Annotated in this window: 15 protein-coding genes and 1 pseudogene; 4 read left to right on the forward strand and 12 right to left on the reverse strand. The window is 51.6% G+C overall.

Annotated elements, in window-relative coordinates; translation table 11 throughout:
• Positions 1-236: 236 nt before the first annotated feature.
• From AC1VOR_RS00725 to AC1VOR_RS00780, 12 genes and pseudogenes are all read right to left on the reverse strand, one after another.
• Positions 237-2,108, reverse strand: a complete 1,872-nt coding sequence (locus tag AC1VOR_RS00725) for an IucA/IucC family protein (protein WP_482615128.1) — start codon at positions 2,106-2,108, stop codon at positions 237-239.
• Positions 2,014-3,318: a type III PLP-dependent enzyme gene (locus AC1VOR_RS00730; protein WP_482615130.1), complete on the reverse strand. Its 1,305-nt coding sequence runs from the start codon at positions 3,316-3,318 to the stop codon at positions 2,014-2,016. The genes AC1VOR_RS00725 and AC1VOR_RS00730 overlap by 95 nt, the downstream gene beginning before the upstream one ends.
• Entirely contained in the window at positions 3,315-4,094 is a 780-nt protein-coding gene (locus AC1VOR_RS00735; protein ID WP_482615131.1) for an HpcH/HpaI aldolase family protein, read from the reverse strand. Before AC1VOR_RS00735 ends, AC1VOR_RS00730 begins: the two co-directional genes overlap by 4 nt.
• A complete protein-coding gene (locus tag AC1VOR_RS00740; RefSeq protein WP_482615133.1) occupies positions 4,091-5,875 on the reverse strand; it encodes an IucA/IucC family protein in 1,785 nt (594 codons plus the stop codon). Before AC1VOR_RS00740 ends, AC1VOR_RS00735 begins: the two co-directional genes overlap by 4 nt.
• Before the next feature lie 4 nt (positions 5,876-5,879).
• Positions 5,880-7,574 (reverse strand): IucA/IucC family protein, encoded by a 1,695-nt coding sequence (locus AC1VOR_RS00745; protein ID WP_482615134.1) that lies wholly within the window; start codon positions 7,572-7,574, stop codon positions 5,880-5,882.
• Between the two features lie 34 nt (positions 7,575-7,608).
• Positions 7,609-8,985, reverse strand: a pseudogene (locus AC1VOR_RS00750) (diaminobutyrate--2-oxoglutarate transaminase); the annotation flags it as partial.
• Between the two features lie 20 nt (positions 8,986-9,005).
• A complete protein-coding gene (locus tag AC1VOR_RS00755; protein WP_482615136.1) occupies positions 9,006-10,022 on the reverse strand; it encodes an ATP-grasp domain-containing protein in 1,017 nt (338 codons plus the stop codon).
• 245 nt (positions 10,023-10,267) lie between these two features.
• Positions 10,268-11,050, reverse strand: a complete 783-nt coding sequence (locus tag AC1VOR_RS00760) for an IucA/IucC family C-terminal-domain containing protein (RefSeq protein ID WP_482615138.1) — start codon at positions 11,048-11,050, stop codon at positions 10,268-10,270.
• Complete coding sequence (locus AC1VOR_RS00765) at positions 10,992-11,840, reverse strand: ABC transporter ATP-binding protein (protein WP_482615140.1); 849 nt, start codon at positions 11,838-11,840, stop codon at positions 10,992-10,994. The genes AC1VOR_RS00760 and AC1VOR_RS00765 overlap by 59 nt, the downstream gene beginning before the upstream one ends.
• A gap of 15 nt (positions 11,841-11,855) precedes the next feature.
• Positions 11,856-12,899 (reverse strand): FecCD family ABC transporter permease, encoded by a 1,044-nt coding sequence (locus AC1VOR_RS00770; RefSeq protein ID WP_482615141.1) that lies wholly within the window; start codon positions 12,897-12,899, stop codon positions 11,856-11,858.
• Positions 12,896-13,906 carry a FecCD family ABC transporter permease gene (locus AC1VOR_RS00775; protein WP_482615143.1) on the reverse strand — a complete coding sequence of 337 codons (1,011 nt, stop codon included), beginning with the start codon at positions 13,904-13,906 and terminating at the stop codon, positions 12,896-12,898. The genes AC1VOR_RS00770 and AC1VOR_RS00775 overlap by 4 nt, the downstream gene beginning before the upstream one ends.
• Positions 13,907-13,975: 69 nt before the next feature.
• Positions 13,976-14,995, reverse strand: a complete 1,020-nt coding sequence (locus AC1VOR_RS00780) for an ABC transporter substrate-binding protein (protein WP_482615145.1) — start codon at positions 14,993-14,995, stop codon at positions 13,976-13,978.
• A 200-nt stretch (positions 14,996-15,195) separates the two neighbouring features.
• Between AC1VOR_RS00780 and AC1VOR_RS00785 the strand changes: the two genes are divergently transcribed.
• From AC1VOR_RS00785 to AC1VOR_RS00800, 4 genes are all read left to right on the forward strand, one after another.
• Positions 15,196-16,665 (forward strand): 4-hydroxyphenylacetate 3-hydroxylase family protein, encoded by a 1,470-nt coding sequence (locus AC1VOR_RS00785; RefSeq protein WP_482615146.1) that lies wholly within the window; start codon positions 15,196-15,198, stop codon positions 16,663-16,665.
• A 112-nt stretch (positions 16,666-16,777) separates the two neighbouring features.
• Positions 16,778-17,968, forward strand: a complete 1,191-nt coding sequence (locus AC1VOR_RS00790; protein ID WP_482615147.1) for a M14 family metallopeptidase — start codon at positions 16,778-16,780, stop codon at positions 17,966-17,968.
• A 167-nt stretch (positions 17,969-18,135) separates the two neighbouring features.
• Complete coding sequence (locus AC1VOR_RS00795; RefSeq protein WP_482615149.1) at positions 18,136-18,996, forward strand: YitT family protein; 861 nt, start codon at positions 18,136-18,138, stop codon at positions 18,994-18,996.
• Positions 18,997-19,013: 17 nt separating this feature from the next.
• On the forward strand, positions 19,014-19,919 hold the full coding sequence (locus AC1VOR_RS00800) for an aldo/keto reductase (protein WP_482615150.1): 906 nt from the start codon (positions 19,014-19,016) through the stop codon (positions 19,917-19,919).
• Positions 19,920-20,006 lie beyond the last annotated feature (87 nt).

The raw sequence follows: 20,006 nt of genomic DNA on the forward strand, positions 1-20,006 counted from the left end.
CCTTTGCGCATCAAAATCAAACGAAAGGTCCGGACCGTATATACGATTGGAGTGAGAAGATGGAACTGCTTTCTTGCGCAAGAATAAAACAGACATGCGAAAATAAACCTCGCATTCTATATCCATTCCTTAGCAAGAAATATCCATCCACTTCAGCTCCCTCATCAAAGTTAGGTGTATCTTATCATAACCGTTAAGCGATTTCAATGCAGGAAACGTTTGCCTCCTGCTTGCTCTTAGGTGTTATGCCAGAAAGGATTATGGCCCTGGCCTTTGCCAGAAGGCATAGCGCCGGGTACCCCCTCGGCCTCAAGCAACGGACGGATGACCAGCTTCGTGGGCCACTCGGGTTGCGTAAAGACCACTCTGTACAACTCGTCTTGGTCTTCCTCCGGCAGTCCAGCAGTCTGCAGTGCTTCCTTCCAAGCCAGCTCTGTAATTTCCCAGAAACGGGCAGGTTTAAGGTTATAAGCACGACTTAAAGCTTCAATAATACTGCCAAGGTTGATTTGAGTTCCAAGCGACTGCACATAGAAGATCAGCTTATGAATCGTCTCGTTATACAGGCTGTTGGAATAGCCGGGACGGATATGGTACTCAGGGTCGCCAATCCCGTGCTTGTCCAGATACGGCGGGTGTAGCCGAACGGAATCGTGGTCACGGAACAACAGGCCCCTCGGGCGCCCGTGCTCCAGCACCAGGCAACAATTCTGCCCATGAATTTCCGGCATGACCCCTACCTTGAACAGCCGTATAATCACATCATAGAACAAGTAGGCCAGCTCACGATAAAAGCATATGACCTCTTCACTGGATAAACGTCTGCCCAGTAGCTCTGGAAGCATATGCCATCCCCCCCGTTCCACGCCTAGCGCAGCCATGGGGATGACCCGGTATCCTTCCGCAAAGAGCGCTGATGGATAGAGACGGATTTGCGCAGCCAAGTGGCGGGGATGGTCGTCGAACAAGCTCATTTCACGGGGCATGTACCCCCACCAGTGTTGCTCTTCACATAAGAAGACCCGGTCTGCCAGTGTCTCGTCGCACAGCACAGCCTGCCTTAGCATCTTCTCCCCGGCCAGGCCATTGAGCAGCTTCACGACTGGCAAGTAGCGAGCTGCCCCCAGAGACAGTACGCTGACCGGAAGCTTCAACATCGCTATAGCATGTGCCTGCCCTTCATCCTCTTGACCCGTGAGAATCGTTACCGGGCTCAGGGATCTCAGCGAGGAAGTCGCCAGGAAATCCCCGGCTTGTGTGTCCAGTACAACGAGGGTCCCCTCCGCGATCTCCCGGTAAAATCGAGGCAGGATTACCTGCTGCAACTGCCAGGGATGCACGGGTAGCGGGACATATTGATCCGGCATAAGCCCGCGCTGCCGCAGTTCACTTTCCAGCCGGGAGCGTTCTTCTACGTCAAGCAGGTCCAGACAGGACCCTTCCTCCTGCTCGGTCCCCCGCTCCACCATATCTGCCCGGAGGGCCACCCAGCCCAGGCGCACTGTCTTGCCGAACTCCGCCGAATACTCCTCGTAGTCCTGAGTGCTGAAGCCGACCTTCGCCTTGGACGAAGGATGGAACGGACGATCACGCAGTGCGGCCACCTGTTCCCCCTTAATAAACCAGCCGTAGGGGGAATTCGGTGTGTCTGCCAGCAATGACTCCAAGACTGCCGGATGCAAGCTAAGTGCAAGCTGCTGCACCGCCAGCTTCAAGCCTGATAGGAAGTCGGCTACCCCGGGCTGAGCGTAGGCTTCCTCCGTCAGTGCTGAACGCAGCACCACCTCCGCCAACTCTTCAGGAGAAGTCACCGCGCTCCAACCTTCGCCCAGCCTCTGCTTGAAGATAGGCGTGTCCTGTACCCATTGCAGTCCTGTACGCGGGTTCTTTTCCAGCAAGAAGGCCATTTCTGCCGCATAAACCATAGTATGCATGCTCAGACTACTGTTGCTGAATAACCCTCTGATAAGGTCAGGCGCAACAGCTAACGGACATAAGCTCCCCTCGTCCAGTTCAAAGAACCGTTCGCTTAGCAGCGTGTTCAGCAAGTCCGCCATCACTTGTACTTGAGCAGCCTTGCGGCCTGTGTTGATCGTCTCTGTCCCCATAATCATTTCCTTCCGTTAAATAATAAAATTCCGGATGCGGATGCGAGAGAAAGTCATGATGTGATATGGTCCAGCAATAAGCACCGGATTGTTGGAACACTACAATATCACCTACGCGGAGTCGTTCAACAGCAGCATCGGCATGCATCCGATCCTTGGGTGTACAAAGCTCCCCGACCAACGTCACCCGATCTTGGCGGATTTCCGGTCTGGGGAAGGGATGGCTCCAGCGCTCCGCGGGCAGCACCTCAAACGGCTGATTATGTCCCCATGATGCGGGTAAGCGATGGTGGTGTGTTCCACCTCGAAGTACGGCAAAATACTGATCATGTGACGATTTGAGATCGATCACCTCGGCAGCATAATACCCATGTTTGGCCACCAGGTAGCGTCCTGGCTCGAACCATAGCTTCGTGCCTGGAAGCTCCCTGAGAGCCTTGCTAGCAGCGACTAGTTCCGTGAAGACCTGCCAGTCAAAAGGTGGGGCATCTTCGTAAGAGATGCCAAATCCACCGCCTGCATTCACAATCTCCAGCTCCAGTCCATATTGTTCGCTCCACCCCGCCGCCTTGCGTAAATAAAACTCAATCATTTCAGCGTGGAGCCGGGCATTCAGGTTATTGGATAAGGAGTGAAAATGAAAACCACTAAGACGCACCCTTCCCCGTCCCTCTTCACGCAGGATCGCGATCGCTGCCTCCAGCAAATCTTCATCCAGACCAAAGGGCGTGGGCCGCCCACCCATAGTAATTCCCGTCTGCGGCAACGTGCCTGTGCGTAAATTCATGCGCAGCAATATGCCAACAGGTTCGCTATGTCCCTCGGCCAGCCGAATCAGTCTACGTAATTCCAGCAAACTTTCCACATGAATATAAGCAACGTTATGACGAAGGGCTGTAGCTAGTTCAGCTTCGGTCTTACCTGGCCCACCAAACAGAATAGGCACGCTAGCGCTCACCTCTCTGACCTTGAGCAATTCTCCTGCGGAGGCCACCTCGAACCCTGCCACATACGGCAACAATGCCTCAATGATACGAAGGTCCGGGTTAGCCTTAATCGCGTAGAACAGCCCTGTTCGTTCTGGCAAGCCTTGCAGCATGTTACACACCTGGGTCTGAATCCCATCCAGATCGTATAAATAGGCGCAAAAAGGTCCCTCAAGATGGGCCGTTTGCAGCTTCATCAGCCGCTCTTTTACTGTATCCTTCATATCCACCCACCCATATCTCTGTAGTCGCTTAGCTTCTGCCCGTAAGCACGGAACGCGGTATTTCTGTCGTCCCCCAGCACAAACATGCGTACACCTTGCTCAGCCAAGGCAGGCATGTCCTCTTTGCTCCTTGCAACTGCCGCGTATGGAATTCCGCATTGATGTACGGTCAGTCTTAGCTGCTCCAGATGGTCAAGTACCTCGGGATGATGGGTCTGCCAGGGTACGCCTAGTGATTGCGACAGATCAGCCGCTCCTTCCAGAACAAAGCTGACCTGCGGATGAGTCAGGATAGCTTCGCGGTTCCTAATCCCTTCGATGCTCTCGACCATTGGCACCAGCATGACGGCCTCATTGGCCTCCCGAATGTAATCGGTTAATGCATATTTGGCAAAGGTTCCGGCTCGCCCACTATTCAGGCTGCGACGGCCAATCGGATGGTAATAAGCGTGACGGGCTGCTTCCTCAAGCTGTTCTCTCTGCTGGACATGAGGAATCACAATTCCCTGGGCTCCACAATCCAGCACCTTCAGGATTTCAGTCCGGTGGATGCCGGACACCCTGACCAGCGGGGTCATCCCTAGCAATTCCGCAGCCCGGACCAGCTCTTCAATCTGCTCCATGCCGATGGCTGCATGTTCATGATCGATGATAACGAAGTCATATTCTGCATGACCAATCATCTCTACAATGACCGGATGCGGGATGGAAACGAATAACCCGAAGACAGGCTGACCGCTCTCTATTTTCAGTTTGAGCGTATTTGGCCTAATCATAACGATTCTACTTCCTTAGCCCACAGAAGCGGATTGCGGACCTTCCTGAAATATAACTCGCCATCGCCATAGAGTCGACGTTTGGTCATTTCCTCGATTAAGGCATCACCTGCAAACAGATCATATTCCTTGAATGCCTCCCCATACTCAGGGAACTGCTCCTGATATTGAACGATAGTCTCTCTGCACCAGGTCCAGAATTGCTGCTCCGCCAGCCCGAAGCCTTGCAGCATCCAGGCGATTTCCGACATGCAGATGAAGAAAAAGGCATCATATACATAATCCCGTACATCCGCTGGAGTCTCGGCATGAATGAATGAGTAGCGGTTGAACTGACGGTGGACCTCCGGCTCCGGATGTAACTTGGGCGCAAGGTCTGGTTGGCGCAGCTTGCCCGGTACGAACCGGACACCGTCATGCAAATCCTTGACGATTATGCGTTTGGGCAGTCCATTCTCCAGCACAAGAATGATATTCTGCGCATGAGCTTCCAGCGCCAGGCCGTGAGCATAGAGCAAATGAATCATAGGGACAGTCAATACCCGAATCAGTGACTTGGCCCAAGCGGTTACGCCATGCTGGAGCAGGAATGAACGGATTAAGGGCTCTCCATTTATCTGTACCAGGCTTACTGCATTTAGCGGCCAGGCCTCTTCACCTTCCGTCAGATGCAGGGCTACATTCTCACGCCAAATCGTCCCCAATGAACCGTAGGCCTGTTCTTGCTGAATGGGCAGTAGCTTATCATATCGGAACGAAATCCCCAGCACTTCCTTGAGAATAGCGAACTGCTCTTGCTGCAATAGCGCGTCCTCCCTGACCAATTGCTCCAGCCAATCGCTGATCAAGGGAGCGTTCTGGGTTGTATGATAAGCCAGGATCCGCCCGGACGATGTGTTGGTAATGCCCAGGGACAGCTTAAGGTAAGGAGCCTTGTCATTCCCGCGATGCGACCATGTACGAATGGATTGCTGGGCCCGATACTGCCCTTCCGCGAACCCGAGCGGAATCATCTCCCCGCTAAGCCGCTGGGAAGTAAAGATCGTCTCCAGCCGATGCTCCCATTGCCAGGGATGGACCGGAATCATGACATACTTCTGCTGATCTTGAACTCCCGCTTGCTCCAGGATTTGCCCAAACCGCTCGATATCTCCAGCCGTCAAATGCTGCCTGTAAAGCTCTTCCACCGTATAACCTGCTGAAACGCTAGTATCCACCAGCCCTTCCCGAACCGCAACCCAGAACAGGTCCAGTCTTTGATTAAATTCTGGCCCATAGCGGCGATTGTCGCTGAGCGTAAACCCAAGTCTGGATTTATAGGCGGGATGGTAAGGGTGACCTTCGGTCATATGGCTCTCCAAGGCTTCATAATGACGCTCTGTCTCCGCAATGTATTCCGGCAGTATCTCCAGGCTTTGGCTATCCTTCGCCAGTGTCTCAAGCAATTCGCCGATAAAAACGGTTAGCCGTTCTCCCCTGAGTTTGTTGTGAACCAACTCGGTCAGAAACAGATACGGATCATGGAAAGGCTCCCCAGCTCGCTGAAGCGAATGAGGCACAATCCTGATTCGGCCGAATGAAAATTTCTCTTCCGCTTGGCAGATATATTCCACAGGCTGGCCGTTCAGGTCAACTCCATAGGTCTGCCACTTCTCTCCCGACAGGGTGTAATCCAATATCCCCTCAAACCACAAGGCCTCCAGCGTCTGGCGCATGACTCTCTCCCGTGCATCTTTAGAACTTGCTTTATTTTCCCGGGCCACGCTTACTCTTGTTTCCACTTGTTCATGCCTCCCTTAACATATTGGGGACCTCGGCATAGGATGGACTCTCCCCGCTGCCCATGAGACAGCTCAGCATATTCCGCTTGGCCGGGAAGGACTCTACCGTCAGCAAATGTCTGGCAAAGCCGTTGTCACTTCTCACCTGCTCACGTCTCAGCACTTGGCGCACCATCTCCCAATACCGCTCTTCCGGCATCTGAGTATCCCGTGCCATGGCATGAATCAGCGAGCCTAAATGATTGACGAACAAATAATAAGAGGTTCTGGCCCAGGTCTGCTCTCTGGAATAAAAGAGCGGACCGGTCGGAGCCGTCTCCTGTTCGACTGGTGGTACCGGTCGCTGTTCCACGCTAACCCCCTCCAGATCGCGGATGATGAACGAATCCGGCAGTCCATTACGGATCGTAAGCAGCGTATTTTGCAGATGGGCTTCAAAATGAATGCCCTTCGTCCAGGCCAAGTGCACAAGCGGCAACACCGACACTTCAAGATATCGCTCAAACCAGACCTCCGGAGCTATGTTCTGCTTGCGAATCAGGCCCATCAGCCGGGATGGTGCCTCTGGTTGAGGGGCCTCCACCAAGCTAGCCATGACATAGGTACAGGACACATCAAAGGAAATCGGACGATAAGCGACGGTAAATAGTCGGGTTAACGCTTCGTCAGCAAATGCACAGGTAGCTACCCCCGTTTCATAAGCGATTTGAGCTGGAGAATCCGGACCAAATCCGCCTTGCTGCAGCAAATAACGGGAAGCATCCAAGGTTCTGCGCATTTGCTCATCGCTGTTGGTACGAATCATGTTGGTAATTTGCAGGTTCAAGGGTAACTTCAGATTGCAGTTCAGTTCAGGGATATAGACCGTGCGTACCGAGGTAGTAGGATAGGCAGCCGGTCCAAAGACGCCAAGAGGAATAAGTTTGCGAGAGCGAACATAGGCGTCTACTTTGGGTAATCCAAGTACATGCTCATATTGCCAAGGGTGGGCAGGTAGTAACGTATAGTGGTGTTGGTGCTCTCCGAGCTGACGGTGAAGTTGGAAGATCACGCTTTCGGGTAGCTCAATCTTAAGCTCCTCTGCCACCCACTCTTCCCGATAGATCTCCTTACTTACGGCAAAGTAAGCAAGCTGGAACGAGGTCCGCAGCTCGGGACTGTATCGCTGCACATCCTCACCCTTGAACCCGGAGACATGCTTGGGAAAGGGATGGAACGGATGACCGTAGACGAGCGCCTGCTCTGAGGAGCAGTAATCATAGACCGCATATTCGGCAGATCGTTCTATATAGAGAGCGAGATTGCGGCAACTGTTAGCAATTTTATCTATAAAGGCGGTTTGCATGGCTACAGTAATCGGTGTGTCCGCCACAGACAACCGCGTCTGCTCCAGTTCAGTCATGATCCATTCGGCTAATGCTGAATACTCAACACCCCCACCCTCACCTTGCACGTTGAACCAGTTCATGCTGTCATATTCGTGTTCCCCCATCGCCGAGTAGTAGGCTAACTGGCCAAACACCGTAACTCCACTTGTGGGAAAAGCAATCGCATAATCGGTTATCTGGGGCTTCAACCGAATCTGGGTATACTTCTCCTGCGCCAGCTCACGGATATAACAGTTAAGCAGCAGCTTGCATGTATGCGCGTCGGCTTGCTTTAGGCTTTCCGGTCGAGGTCTGTTTGCTGTCCTTAACAAAGGTGCCACCTTCTTTCAGCTAAGTAGAGTAACTTCAGCATGAGGCTGGCGTAATTGCTGCCTCCAAGGCTTCGGCCAAAGACTTCTCGAAGATATCCAGCACAGCTTCCGATTCATATTCTGTAATAATCAGCGGCGGCAGGAAACGAATGACCGAAGAATGGCGCCCGCCAACCTCTACAATCAGGCCGTTCTGGAAGCATTTGTGCTGAATAGCTGCGGCCAACTTGCCCGCGGGTGGATAATGTCCGAGTTGATCCCGTGCTCCCTTGGTGTCCACCATCTCTATGCCAATCATCAGTCCGCGACCACGGACATCGCCAATAGCTTCATAGCGCCCCTGCAAGGCGCCCAGTCTCGTCATAAATTGCCGGCTCCGCTCCTGCACATTCAGCAGGACGTTATGATCCCGTATATAGCGCAGGGTAGCCAGCCCTGTAGCCATGGCAAGCTGGTTCCCGCGAAAGGTTCCCGTATGGGCACCCGGACGCCAAACATCCAGCTCCTCCTTATAAATGATCAAGGACATGGGCAGTCCGCCCCCAATGGCTTTGGAGCATATGATGACATCAGGCACAATTCCGGCATGCTCGAAGGAGAACATTCTTCCCGTCCGGCCGATCCCCGTCTGCACCTCATCAATGATCAGCGGCAAATTCCGCTCGGCGGTAATACGCCGCAGCGCTCGCAGCCACTCCAAATCGGCAGGAATCGCACCGCCCTCGCCTTGGACCGTTTCCACAATTACAGCGCAGGGAGCAGAAATGCCACTTTCCGGGTCATCCAGTATATTTTCGATGTAGTTTGCGCTCAACTTGGCCGTCATTTCGCCGCCCATCCCGAATGGACAACGGTACTGGTAGGGAAACGGGAGAAAATGCACGTCAGGCAGCAAGCTTTGCAGCTCCTGCTTTTTGTCCAGATTGCCGCTCATCGCCATGGTGGCCTGTGTGGAACCATGATAGGCTCCCTGAAAGGCCAGGATGGATTTGCCGTGAGTCGCATGCTTAACCAGTTTAATAGCTGCTTCTACCGCATCAGCTCCGGTTGGCCCGCAGAACTGGATTTTACTATGATCTCTGAAGCCCTCGGGGAGAACAGCAAAGATCTCTTCCATAAACGCCAGCTTCAGTGGGGTCGCAAGGTCCAGCGTATGCAGCGGAATTTCCTGCTCAATCACACTGCGAATGGACTCAAGGGCTACCTCGTGATTATGTCCCAGGGCCAGCGTACCCGCTCCGGCCAGGCAGTCGTAATACATCTTTCCTTCCGTATCCGTCACTTTTACACCTTTGGCTTTCGCAATGACCAACGGAAAATGCCGGGGATAGGCCCGGGCATTGGATTCCTTCTCTTCCTGACGCTTTAAGAGTTCATTCTGGATATTTCGGACCTTTGCTGACATATCGGGCTTACGCTCCTTTTTATGGTCTAGGACTTGGCTAAAGGCACCTCTTCAAACAGATACTCCAGATACAAGCGGAACACATCCTGTGAAGCGCCTTCATAAGGAATGGCATGGTGTGTCATGTCGGGCAAGGCGTTCACCTCCAATATTCCTCCAGAAGCCAGCGTGATCGGCTTACCAATATCCCGGCAGCGCATATCGATTCCGGCGACATCAATATTCAATGTGTTGGCTGCCTGAATGGCAATCGCCATATTTTCAGGACAGATGGTGCTTGTCCGATCGGCATATACTTCGCGGATATCCACGGCTGATGCATAGTGTGTATCCTGTACATTCACCTTGTCTCCCGCACAAATAATCTCATCCAGCGTCTTGTTCTGAAATTGTAATGCGGCCAGCAAGCTTGCGGAATCCAGAGGGATTTGTGAAAAAGCTTCGATCTGGACAGATCCGCTACGACGCAAGCGTGTTGCATTCAGACGCTCAATCAATTCCCTCAGTGAGGACGAACCATCACCGATTACATAAGCGGGACAATATTCCGTCACCGCGGCAACCTGGCCATTGATGACTAATACACGAAAATCGAGACCCGGAACGAACCTTTGCAGCATGACTTGCCCGCCATGTTCGCCACCAGCCTGCTGGATCGCGTTCTCAAGCTGCGCTTCCGTACGTACATCCAGCGTAACCCCGGCCCCGCCACTGGCATCCAGCGGCTTGACTACGACAGAGCCCTGCTCTGCTAGAAACTGCTGCGCCTCCGCAGATGCCTCGGTTATAACCAGAAAGGAAGGCACCGGAAGCCCCTGTTGCTCAAGCAATCGATTGGTAACCTGCTTGTTCTTTGCCAATAGTCCGGCAATCAGAGGCAACCTATGGGAGCGGGTTTTATTAATGATGAGACTCTTCCCTCGGTACGTTAGCTCCAGAAAATCCTCACAGCCCTCCAGAAGCAGCCGGGAGCGAATTCCCATTTCTTCGGCTTTGCCTATGATCAGTTGGTTTAGCGTATTGCGGCTTTTTGCCGGATACACCACATAACCCCTCCCTAGAGCACCGATATATATCCAAGCCGGGCTCATTCGACTTATTATGATAATGATTATCAATATCATTGGTAATATCTTAAATTAAGGATTCATTAATTGTCAATAATAAACTCTAAAGGGAATAAATTCTTTTCTAAAGAAGATAGCTCCATGCAGGTAAGCGTGATGATACTTCTTGAGCGCTTATCTGCATGGAGCTGATTTGGGTGACCTACTTGGAAGGCCGTTGATCAAGAGGTTCGTTTCGGACAGGTCGAGCAATAATCATCCTGTTTATCTGAGGTTATATAGTAAAAACAGCAGGTTTTTCGTACTCTTAGCGGCTGCTCGTATCCACTTCTCGCTATCTTGGGACTGTTGAATTGCATCAGGGGATTCCGCTTCTCTCCAAATAGATGCGCAGGTGCGCCGTGCAGCAGATAGTGGTAGTCTTCCTCCAATTGTTGCTGCTGCTTCGGATTGGCGCCCTCCCCGAAGTTTTTCTCGTAAAGCCAATAAACATAAATCGCTGTGTTCTCCCACAAGATCGATTTCGGTACCTTGGCATGCTTGGCCAGAGCAGCCCACACCCGGGACAGGTTCCCCGCAAATATGCGTTCCAGCACTTCGTCCCGCCACTCGGCGCGCCTTCCGGGAACAGGCTCCGTTAGGGTCCAATTCTTTAGCCGCGCCTTGGGCAGCCAGGCTCCGCCGTGATACTCGGATTCCATGTCTCCATTTTCCAGTTCCAGGTTATAGGCCTTGTTGAAATAGGATATGGCATACAAATTAGCGGCGATGACTAAGTAGGCGTAACGTTTGGCGAACATGGAGACTGTAGCTACCGATGAATCCGTCTCATAGATCTTACTTACCTTCTCAAGGTACGCTTGGCTCTTGTCCGGGTCCAGCAAGTCAGTGAACGGCAGACAATAAGTCCGGTCCTCCGTCACCTCTCGGGTTAAGCGATAGTTATCAGCCAGAACTTGATATTGCTCCGGCTGCAACGAGTTGATCATAGCGTGGTTTTCCATGAATGCTCCTGCCCCTTCCATGTGGAATACATAACGGTGTGCCAAACAATGGATCCATCGTAATCTCACATTCCATACCAAATACGTGCGAAACGAGCTCGCGCGTAACAATATCCTCAGGTTGTCCTTGAGCATATATCGATTTCTCATTTACAGCTACAACATGATGCGCGTAGCGACAGGCCAAATTCAAATCATGTAGCACCATCACAATGGTACGCTGTTCCTTCTCGTTCAATTCAAACAGCAGGTCCAGCACTTCAATCTGATGGCTCATGTCCAGATAGGTCGTCGGTTCGTCCAGTAATAAGGTGCCCGCCCCCTGGGCAAGCGTCATGGCAATCCATGCCCGTTGCCGCTGTCCTCCGGATAACGCATCTACAGGACGATCGGCTAGTTCCGTCAAGCGTGTGGACGCAAGCGCCTGCCGCACCATCCGTTCATCTTCACGCGACCATTGCTTGAGCCAGCTTTGATGAGCATATCTCCCCTGCCTGACCAATTGATTGACCGTCAGTCCTTCCGGAGCAGATGGACCTTGCGGCAAAATCGACATCCGCTTGGCAATTTCTTTGGTTGGCAATTTGGCAATCTCCTCCCCACTCAGCAGGACCGTGCCGGAGCGGGGCGCTTGCAAGCGGGCCATGGTACGCAATAAAGTTGATTTGCCGCAGCCATTGCTACCGATCAGAACGGTAATTTGCCCTTGTGGTATCGTTAAATTCAAGTCCTCGATGACCGGCTCCGGGCCATAGGCAATCGTTAGATTTTTTGCTTCCAAAATGCTCAAGCTGCTCTCCCCCAATCAGAATTGATTTCTGTTCCTGAACAATAAATATAAGAAGAATGGCGCACCGATTCCGGCAGTAAATACTCCCGCAGGCACATCGAGTGGCAAGAAGGCTGTTCGTCCAATTAAATCAGCTCCACACACCAGCAATGCCCCAATAGGTGCTGATGCCAGTAGCAGGCTTCCGAACAGGTTGCCTACCAACCTTCTGGCAATGTGGGGAGCAATGAGTCCTACGAAGCCGACTGTCCCTGCGACAGATACGGCAAAGCCGGCCAGCAGCACGCTGCATAATAAGAGGCCCATCCTTTCACGCTGTACCGCTACGCCTAGTCCTGCCGCCAAATCATCACCGAAGGCCTGAGCGTTAAGGCTTCGTGCAAACCAGAGCGATAGCGGTATGATGAGTAATATGACGGGCAGAATGGTGTAAACCTCACGCCAGGCTGCCCCGTAGACACTTCCTGTCAGCCAGATATAAGCTTGCCCCGCACTATAAAACGGACTCAGGATCAACATAAACGTCGTTCCTGCCCCGGTAATCGAAGATATCCCGATGCCGATGAGCACCAACCTAATAGGGGTTACCCCGGATTTCCAGGCTAACGCATAAATAATTAGCGAAGTAACCAAGGCACCGATGACTGCAAAGATCGGCAAGAACTTGATACTAAGGGCTCCTCCGAAAATAGTCACGAAGCCAACGGCCGCAACCGCCGCGCCGCCCGTAATCCCGATGACATCCGGCGAAGCCAAGGGATTGCGAGCAATTCCCTGGAGAATCGCTCCGGACATGCCGAGTGCCGCGCCCACCAATATGGACAATAACACCCGTGGCAGTCTCAATGTCAGCACCACAAAGTCATGTTGACCCTCGTTAAGTCCCAGAATAGTCCACAGCACTTGAAGCGGTGAGATAAAGTCACTGCCTATACTAGTCCCTACTACGGCGCAGATTAGCACTAGCAGCATAAGTGCGGTGATAACCAGCACGGCCCGCCGCTCGATCAGGAAAGAAAATCTTTCGCCCTTGCTGCGGAGAACATAGGTTTTCCTCATACCTTGGTCCCTCCCTTGCGCGCGATATAAACGAAGAACGGCCCGCCAATCAGGGCGGTAACCACGCCAATAGGCAGTTCATTCGGCAGAATAACCAGGCGCGCAATCACATCGGAGCAGAGCAGCAGCACGGCTCCCCCGAACAGTGAATAAGGAATGAGCCAACGGTAATCATTGCCAACCAGAGCCCGCATAACATGAGGAACAACAAGGCCAACAAGGCCAACAGACCCAGCAACGGCCACCGAGCCTCCAGCGAGGAACACCACAACCCCTCCCATGAGCAATTTGACCAGCAGGACATTCTGTCCCATTCCCTTGGCAATGTCCTCACCTGTCAAGAGTAGATTAATTGCCCGGCCCATGAAGAGCGCTACCAATGCCGCGACAATCATGTACGGTAACATTGGGTACAACATCTCCAGCGTCCGTCCACTGACGGAACCCGCAAGCCAGAACAATACATCCTGCAAGCCGGTTGAGTTCAGAACGAGCATCGCTTGCGTAAATGACGTGAACAAAGCCGTAATTGCCGTTCCCGCTAATACAATCTTGATGGGAGTGATGCCATCCCTTCCAAGTGAGCCTAGCGCATAGACGATCAGCGCCGCTAAGGCCGCTCCGGCGAAGCCAAACCACATCATCGTATTTAAGGAAGATACAGATAACACCACAATGGCGAACACAATAAAAAAAATGGCTCCGGCATTAATTCCAAACACGCTTGGTGAAGCTAGCGGATTCCGGGTGAGTGCCTGCATAAGCGCTCCGGCAACCGCCAGCGCTGCCCCTACCACCCCGGCAATAACCGTTCGGGGCAGCCTTTCGGTATGTAGCACGATATGTTCAATAGAATCCTCGTTATAATCCCTGAATGCTTCCACGGCAGTGGAGAACGTAATCTCCGTACGGCCAAGCACCAGGCTGGCAGCAGAGGCTGCAGTCAGCAGAACAAACAGGGCTACAAGTCCCCATATCTTCGATTTGTCTCGTAACAGCGGAAGCATAGTCTCACTCTTTCGTATATTGAAATGCACAGAGACCTGCCCTGTTAAAGGCAAGCCTCCCTGCTGCGATTAATTCAGCTTGAAGTATTCATACAGTTCGTCAAGCACCATGTGGGCTGTCTTGTAACCCCCGGCACTATTCCATGCCACCTCATCTACCTGGACGAGCTGACCATTCTTCACTGCATCCAGATTGGTCCACAGCTTGCTCTTGGTCCAATCCTCATAGTTCTTCTGGATGGCCTCGGTATCTGTGCCGGAATTAAAGTTGAAAATCAAGTCGGCGTTCATGTCAGGGATACTTTCCTTGGAGGCCAAAATGACTCCCCAAGTAGCATCATCATCATGACCTTCCGGTCTGGTGAAGCCAAGCTCCTTGAGAATTTTACCGGCGTAACCCATATAGAAAATCCGCACCTGATCTGCCCGGAAGTTAGTAATCGTAGCTTCGATAGGCAGACGATCACCCATTTTCTCTTTGAAGTCGGCTACACGCGCTTCCCAATCAGCCAGCAATTGATCTGATTCATCCTGCATGTTCATAGCTTCCCCGGTCGTAGCCAACGTCTCCTTCCAATCGAAAAGGGTCTCGGTTACGACGGTAGGGGCAATTTGCGATAATTGCTCATAAATCTCTTCATGACGAATCTTTGTGGCGAGAATCAAATCCGGCTGCAGCTTATGAATCTCCTCCAGATTCGGTTGTGTTTCTTGCCCGATAACGGGTACGCCTTCCAGATCGGCACGCAGGTATTCATAAACCGGCTGCTGCACCCATGACTCCACAATCGCCGTTGGCGTTACGCCCAGCGAGACGACTACATCCGTAGCTCCTTGGAACAAGGTTACGACCTTCTTGGGTGTGCCGGTAATTTCGGTTTCGCCCATGGCATGCTTGACCACACGGGTATCTTCGGCTGCACTGGATTGTGTATTGTTGCTGGCGGTCTGTTCTGTGTTCTCAGCCGTATTGGTCCCCTTATTGTTCGTTGTACCTTCTGCGGCTCCTCCCGATGCACAACCGGATACCACAGCAATGATTAAAAGTAGTGCTATCGAACTGAACAACCCTTTTCTCAACTTCAACATAATGACCATCTTCCCCCGCTTCTACCAATTGATATTGAAACTCATTATCATTTAGGATTGTAATAGAAGCGGGAAACGATTTCAACACTTATTTTAAATTTATAATATTTTTTTAGTTGCAGAGGTTGTTTTTCACCACTCCGCCGTTCCTTGCTATATATGAAGTAGCAGGATTTCAGCGTAAAGGGGCACGAACATTTATGTCTATCAAGAATGGTGAGCAATATATTGAACGCATTGACCGGCAACACATCAACCTCTGGTATAACGGTGAGCAAGTAATCTCCCCCTTATCCCGCCATCCGGCCTTCCGTGGACTGATCCAGACGCAAGCTGAAATGTATGATTTACAGGGCCAGGACCACTACATTGAGCTTATGACCTACGCGTCACCAGCTACCGGAGAGCCGGTAGGCTTATCCTTCCTCCCTCCCCATTCTTATGAGGATCTGGTACGCAGACGCAAGCTGAATGAGATTTGGGCCGCACATCATCATGGTTTCCTGGGACGTTCACCCGATTATATGAACACAACCCTGATGGCCTTTTATACCGCGGCCTCGCTATTAGAGGACGAAATGCCGGAATATGCCCAGAACTTGCGAACCTATTACGCTTACTGTCGCGATCAGGATATTACTCTCTCCCATGCCTTTGTGCAGCCAATGGCTTCCAAATGGTCGGGACCAGCAGATCATGAAGCTTCCCTTGTCGCTAAAGTGGTGGAATCAGGACCAAAGGGTCTGGTGGTCAGCGGAGCCTTTATGATGGCTACTCAAGGGCCAACCTGCGAGGAAATCCTGGTATTTCCCACCCCATCTTTTACTCTTTCAGAGCATAAAACGAACCCTAGCGCCTTTGCCTTTGCTATTCCCAACGATTTGGAGGGAATCACCTTTATCTGCCGGGAGAGCTATGCTAGTGAGTCTACGTTTGACTACCCCTTAAGCAGCCGCTACGAGGAAATGGACACCATGGTCATCTTTGACCGGGTACAGATTCCGCGTGAACGTGTTTTCTATTATGGAGATGAACGAATATACGATCGGCTGTTTCATGGGGGGCACTTCCACGCCTATGCCGGACATCAGATTTGTTCCCGGTATATCGCCAAGACCGAATTCCTGCTCGGTCTCCTGCTGGGGCTGGCAGAGGAGCAAAATTGTGAGGAAGAACCAGCCATTCGAGAGCAGCTTGCAAGCATTCTAGCCGGACTGGAGAATGTCAGGGCGTTAAGGTTATCCTCCGAGGTAAACGCAGCGCCTGATGCTCAAGGCTATTTTGTCCCGGCGCTGGCTCCCTTAACTGCTGCGGGATTGCAATATCCGAAGCTGCATGCGCAGATCATCCAAATGCTGCAGTCGCTAAGCGCCAGTCAATTGATTATGAACCCCGTAGAAGCCGATTTAACTTCCCCTAATCAGCGCGAACTGGAGGCCTACTTGCCGGGACTGTCCAGTTCGGCGAAGGACCGAATCGCCTTATTCAGACTCGCTTGGGAGCTTGGAGCCGGTCCTTTCGGGGGAAGACAAAGTCAATTTGAACGATTCTTCTTCGGCAACGGGAAGACCATCGCGGGCCGTATGAACGATTGCTGCAAGGAGCTTGAAGCGTATAAGAGCCGGGTGTACCGATTCCTTGGCCGAGAGGATTCCGATACGAAGAGATAATAGTCAATTAGCAGGCTGGATGATGGCTCTGCCGGACAAAATGCAGGCATGGTGCCCCTTCCCCTTCACATAGGCTATAACTAAGGAATTCATCGTGCAGGAGGGATAATTCATGCAGATTCAAGTTCGGCCGGGTGATACGCTGTGGTATTATAGCCAGTTATTCCAATTACCGCTCCCCTTGATTCTGGATTCTAATCCAGGCATCGACGGAACCAGCTTGAGCGTAGGCCAGGAGCTACAAATCCCCGGATTTCTGGTTAGCGAATATCAGATCAAGGCTGGGGATTCCATCTGGAGATTGGCCAGAGATCGCGGGTTCCCACTCGATGTCTTATTGCTGTTAAACCCCTCTGTCAATCCGAATCGGCTGGTTGTGGGAGAGCGATTGCTGCTGCCACTACGAGTAACCTGGTTTGTGGTCGATGTGCGCAAGCCCTATGACTATCAAGCATTGAGAGCCGATTTAAACCGTTTGATGGATATATACCCGTTTATAGCTCCTCGCACCATTGGCAATACGGTGATGGGCAAGCCGATTCCGGAGCTAAGGATTGGCAAGGGCGCCAAGCAGGTACATGTCAATGGGTCCTTCCATGCCAATGAATGGATTACCACCTCCATCCTGATCAAATTCTTGAATCAGTACCTGCTGGCAATCACGAACAATACGGACATCCGTGGGCTGCAAATGTGGCCTTACTATGAGGGAGTCACCTTATCCATGGTGCCCATGGTTAATCCCGATGGAGTTGATCTGGTCATTCAGGGGCTACCCGAGCAAGAGCCTTACAGGAGCAACGTATTATCCTACAATGATGGAAATACCGATTTTCAAGGGTGGAAAGCGAATATTAACGGCGTTGATTTGAATGACCAATTCCCTGCGCTCTGGGAACGTGAGGTGGCTCGTAACCCTGATCGCCCCGGACCCAGAGATTACCCGGGTACCGCTCCGTTAACCCAGCCCGAGTCCATCGCCATGGCTGAGTTGACCAGACAGAGCAACTTCGCCCAGGTACTGGCTTTTCATACCCAGGGCCAGGTTATTTATTGGGGTTTTGAACAGCTAGAACCCCCCTATGCCGAGACGATCGTTAACGAATTTGCCCGAGTTAGCTGTTATGAGCCGATACGTAATATCGAGAGCTATGCCGGCTACAAGGACTGGTTCATTCAGGATTGGCGGCGTCCGGGATTTACCGTAGAGCTTGGATACGGCGTTAACCCTCTACCACTCTCGCAATTTGATGAGATTTATGAACAAAGTCTAGGAATTCTACTGGCCTCCTTGTATATGTGACTATTATTTTGGCCGTTTCACTGAAAGAATAGCAGCGCTTTGTTAATCCGCTACCAGGCGGGTTACGCGAAGCGCTGCTTCTTTCATCTCTCCACCAAACTTTATTCATTCCATGAAATAGAGTAAAATAAAGGAACGAGCCAATCTAACAGCAAGGAGCCAAAGTTATGAAAGAAAACAAATTATTCGTTACCATCGGCAGAATTATTATGATTGTGATCGGAGCCATGATTGCGGCGTACGGACTGGAAGCGGTCCTGATTCCCAACAACGTCATCGACGGCGGCGTAACCGGCGTAAGTATCATGGGTATGGACTTGTTCGGTATTCCCCTAGGTTTTTTCCTCTTCGTTCTCAACATTCCGTTCGTCTTCCTGGGCTACAAGCAAATTGGTAAAACCTTCGCTATTATGAGCAGCATCGGCATCGCTGCCTTGTCTGCATTCACCATCCTATTCCATCATGTTGACACCATTTTAGGTCCCAAAGATCCGTTGCTCGTTGTTCTGGCAGGCGGCATGCTACTGGGAATTGGCATCGGAATTGTGTTGCGTAGTGGCGGAGCGCTCGATGGCTCCGAGGTGCTTGCCGTATTGTTATCGCGTAATATGCCCTTCTCGGTCGGCGACATTATCCTGTTCATTAACGCCTTCATCTTCATTGGCGCTGGATTTATTTATGGCCTGGAGAACGCTCTTTATTCTGCACTCACCTATTTTATCGCCAAAAATGTCATTGATATTATTCAAACCGGTTTAGAAAAATCCAAATCTGTTCAGGTTGTTAGCAGCAAGACGGAAGATATCGGAGCGGCCATTCAATCGCGCTTGGGACGTAGTGTCACCTTCATGCACGGGCATGGCGGATATACGGGAGAAGCTACCGATGTAATCACATGCGTCATTAACCGGATGGAGGAAACCAAGCTGCTGTCCATTATCAAAGAATTTGACCACGGTGCATTTGTTGTTGTGTCCGACGTATCCGAGGTTCGTGGCGGTAGCTTCAAGAAACGTAATATACACTAGGAAGGAGTTCACTAACTATGAAGCTAAATCGCTTAGGCTCTTCTGACCTGCTGGTGAGTGAGATTGGTCTTGGCTGTATGTCGCTAGGCGTAGAAGAGAACAAAGCCATTGCTATCATTCATGAGGCACTTGATCGTGGAGTTAATCTGCTGGATACCGCCGATCTGTATGACAGCGGCCGTAATGAGGAAATCGTAGGCAAAGCTATTCGCGGTCGCCGCGACCAGGTTATTCTCGCAACCAAAGTGGGGAATAAGCGCATTCCGGGGCAAGAAGGCTGGACTTGGGATGCTTCCAAGAGCTACATTCTTGCTGCGGTCAAGGATAGCCTGCTACGTCTGGGTACGGACTATATTGATTTGTACCAGCTTCACGGAGGAACTCTCGATGATCCCATAGACGATACGATTGAAGCCTTTGAGCAACTTCAACAGGAAGGCTACATTCGTCAATACGGCATCTCCTCTATTCGTCCTAACGTTATTCGGGAATATGCAGGTCGCTCTTCTATCGTGAGCGTGATGAATGCTTATAGCATCGTAGATCGGCGCGCAGAGGAAGCCGTGCTACCGCTTCTTCAAGAGCAAGGCATCAGCGTCATCGCCCGTGGTCCTCTGTCCAGTGGCGCACTGGCTGCCCATAGACAGCCAGTCAAGGGAGTACCGGACTACGAATTAACCGAATTGCTTGAGCTTCGCCGCACGCTGGAGGAATCTCTCGTAACACCAGAACGCTCACTGACCCAATTGGCTATTCGCTACTCGTTAGCCCATCCCGCAGTAGCCACTGTGATTCCAGGCGCCAGCACGCGAGAGCAGCTTCAACAGAACCTCGCCGCAGCCGATCTCCCGGATTTGACGGACCCGGAAGTCAATCTCATCCGTGAAGTCAGTAAGGCCAATACCTACAAGCTTCATCGGTGATTGGTCGTACATAAGTGAAATGATGGAAATGTATCTCGGCTGAAAACTTGTAAATTCCATCAACTTTAGAACAGACCCCTGAAGAGT

The sequence above is a fragment of the Paenibacillus sp. 1SOY10 genome, assembly GCF_056836745.1.

Coding starts and splice junctions, on each gene's coding strand:
- AC1VOR_RS00725 (WP_482615128.1), bottom strand. CDS start 2,108: ATGGGGACAGAGACGATCAACACAGGCCGCAAGGCTGCTCAAGTACAA.
- AC1VOR_RS00730 (WP_482615130.1), bottom strand. CDS start 3,318: ATGAAGGATACAGTAAAAGAGCGGCTGATGAAGCTGCAAACGGCCCAT.
- AC1VOR_RS00735 (WP_482615131.1), bottom strand. CDS start 4,094: ATGATTAGGCCAAATACGCTCAAACTGAAAATAGAGAGCGGTCAGCCT.
- AC1VOR_RS00760 (WP_482615138.1), bottom strand. CDS start 11,050: ATGGAAAACCACGCTATGATCAACTCGTTGCAGCCGGAGCAATATCAA.
- AC1VOR_RS00770 (WP_482615141.1), bottom strand. CDS start 12,899: ATGAGGAAAACCTATGTTCTCCGCAGCAAGGGCGAAAGATTTTCTTTC.
- AC1VOR_RS00775 (WP_482615143.1), bottom strand. CDS start 13,906: ATGCTTCCGCTGTTACGAGACAAATCGAAGATATGGGGACTTGTAGCC.
- AC1VOR_RS00780 (WP_482615145.1), bottom strand. CDS start 14,995: ATGTTGAAGTTGAGAAAAGGGTTGTTCAGTTCGATAGCACTACTTTTA.
- AC1VOR_RS00785 (WP_482615146.1), top strand. CDS start 15,196: ATGTCTATCAAGAATGGTGAGCAATATATTGAACGCATTGACCGGCAA.
- AC1VOR_RS00790 (WP_482615147.1), top strand. CDS start 16,778: ATGCAGATTCAAGTTCGGCCGGGTGATACGCTGTGGTATTATAGCCAG.
- AC1VOR_RS00795 (WP_482615149.1), top strand. CDS start 18,136: ATGAAAGAAAACAAATTATTCGTTACCATCGGCAGAATTATTATGATT.
- AC1VOR_RS00800 (WP_482615150.1), top strand. CDS start 19,014: ATGAAGCTAAATCGCTTAGGCTCTTCTGACCTGCTGGTGAGTGAGATT.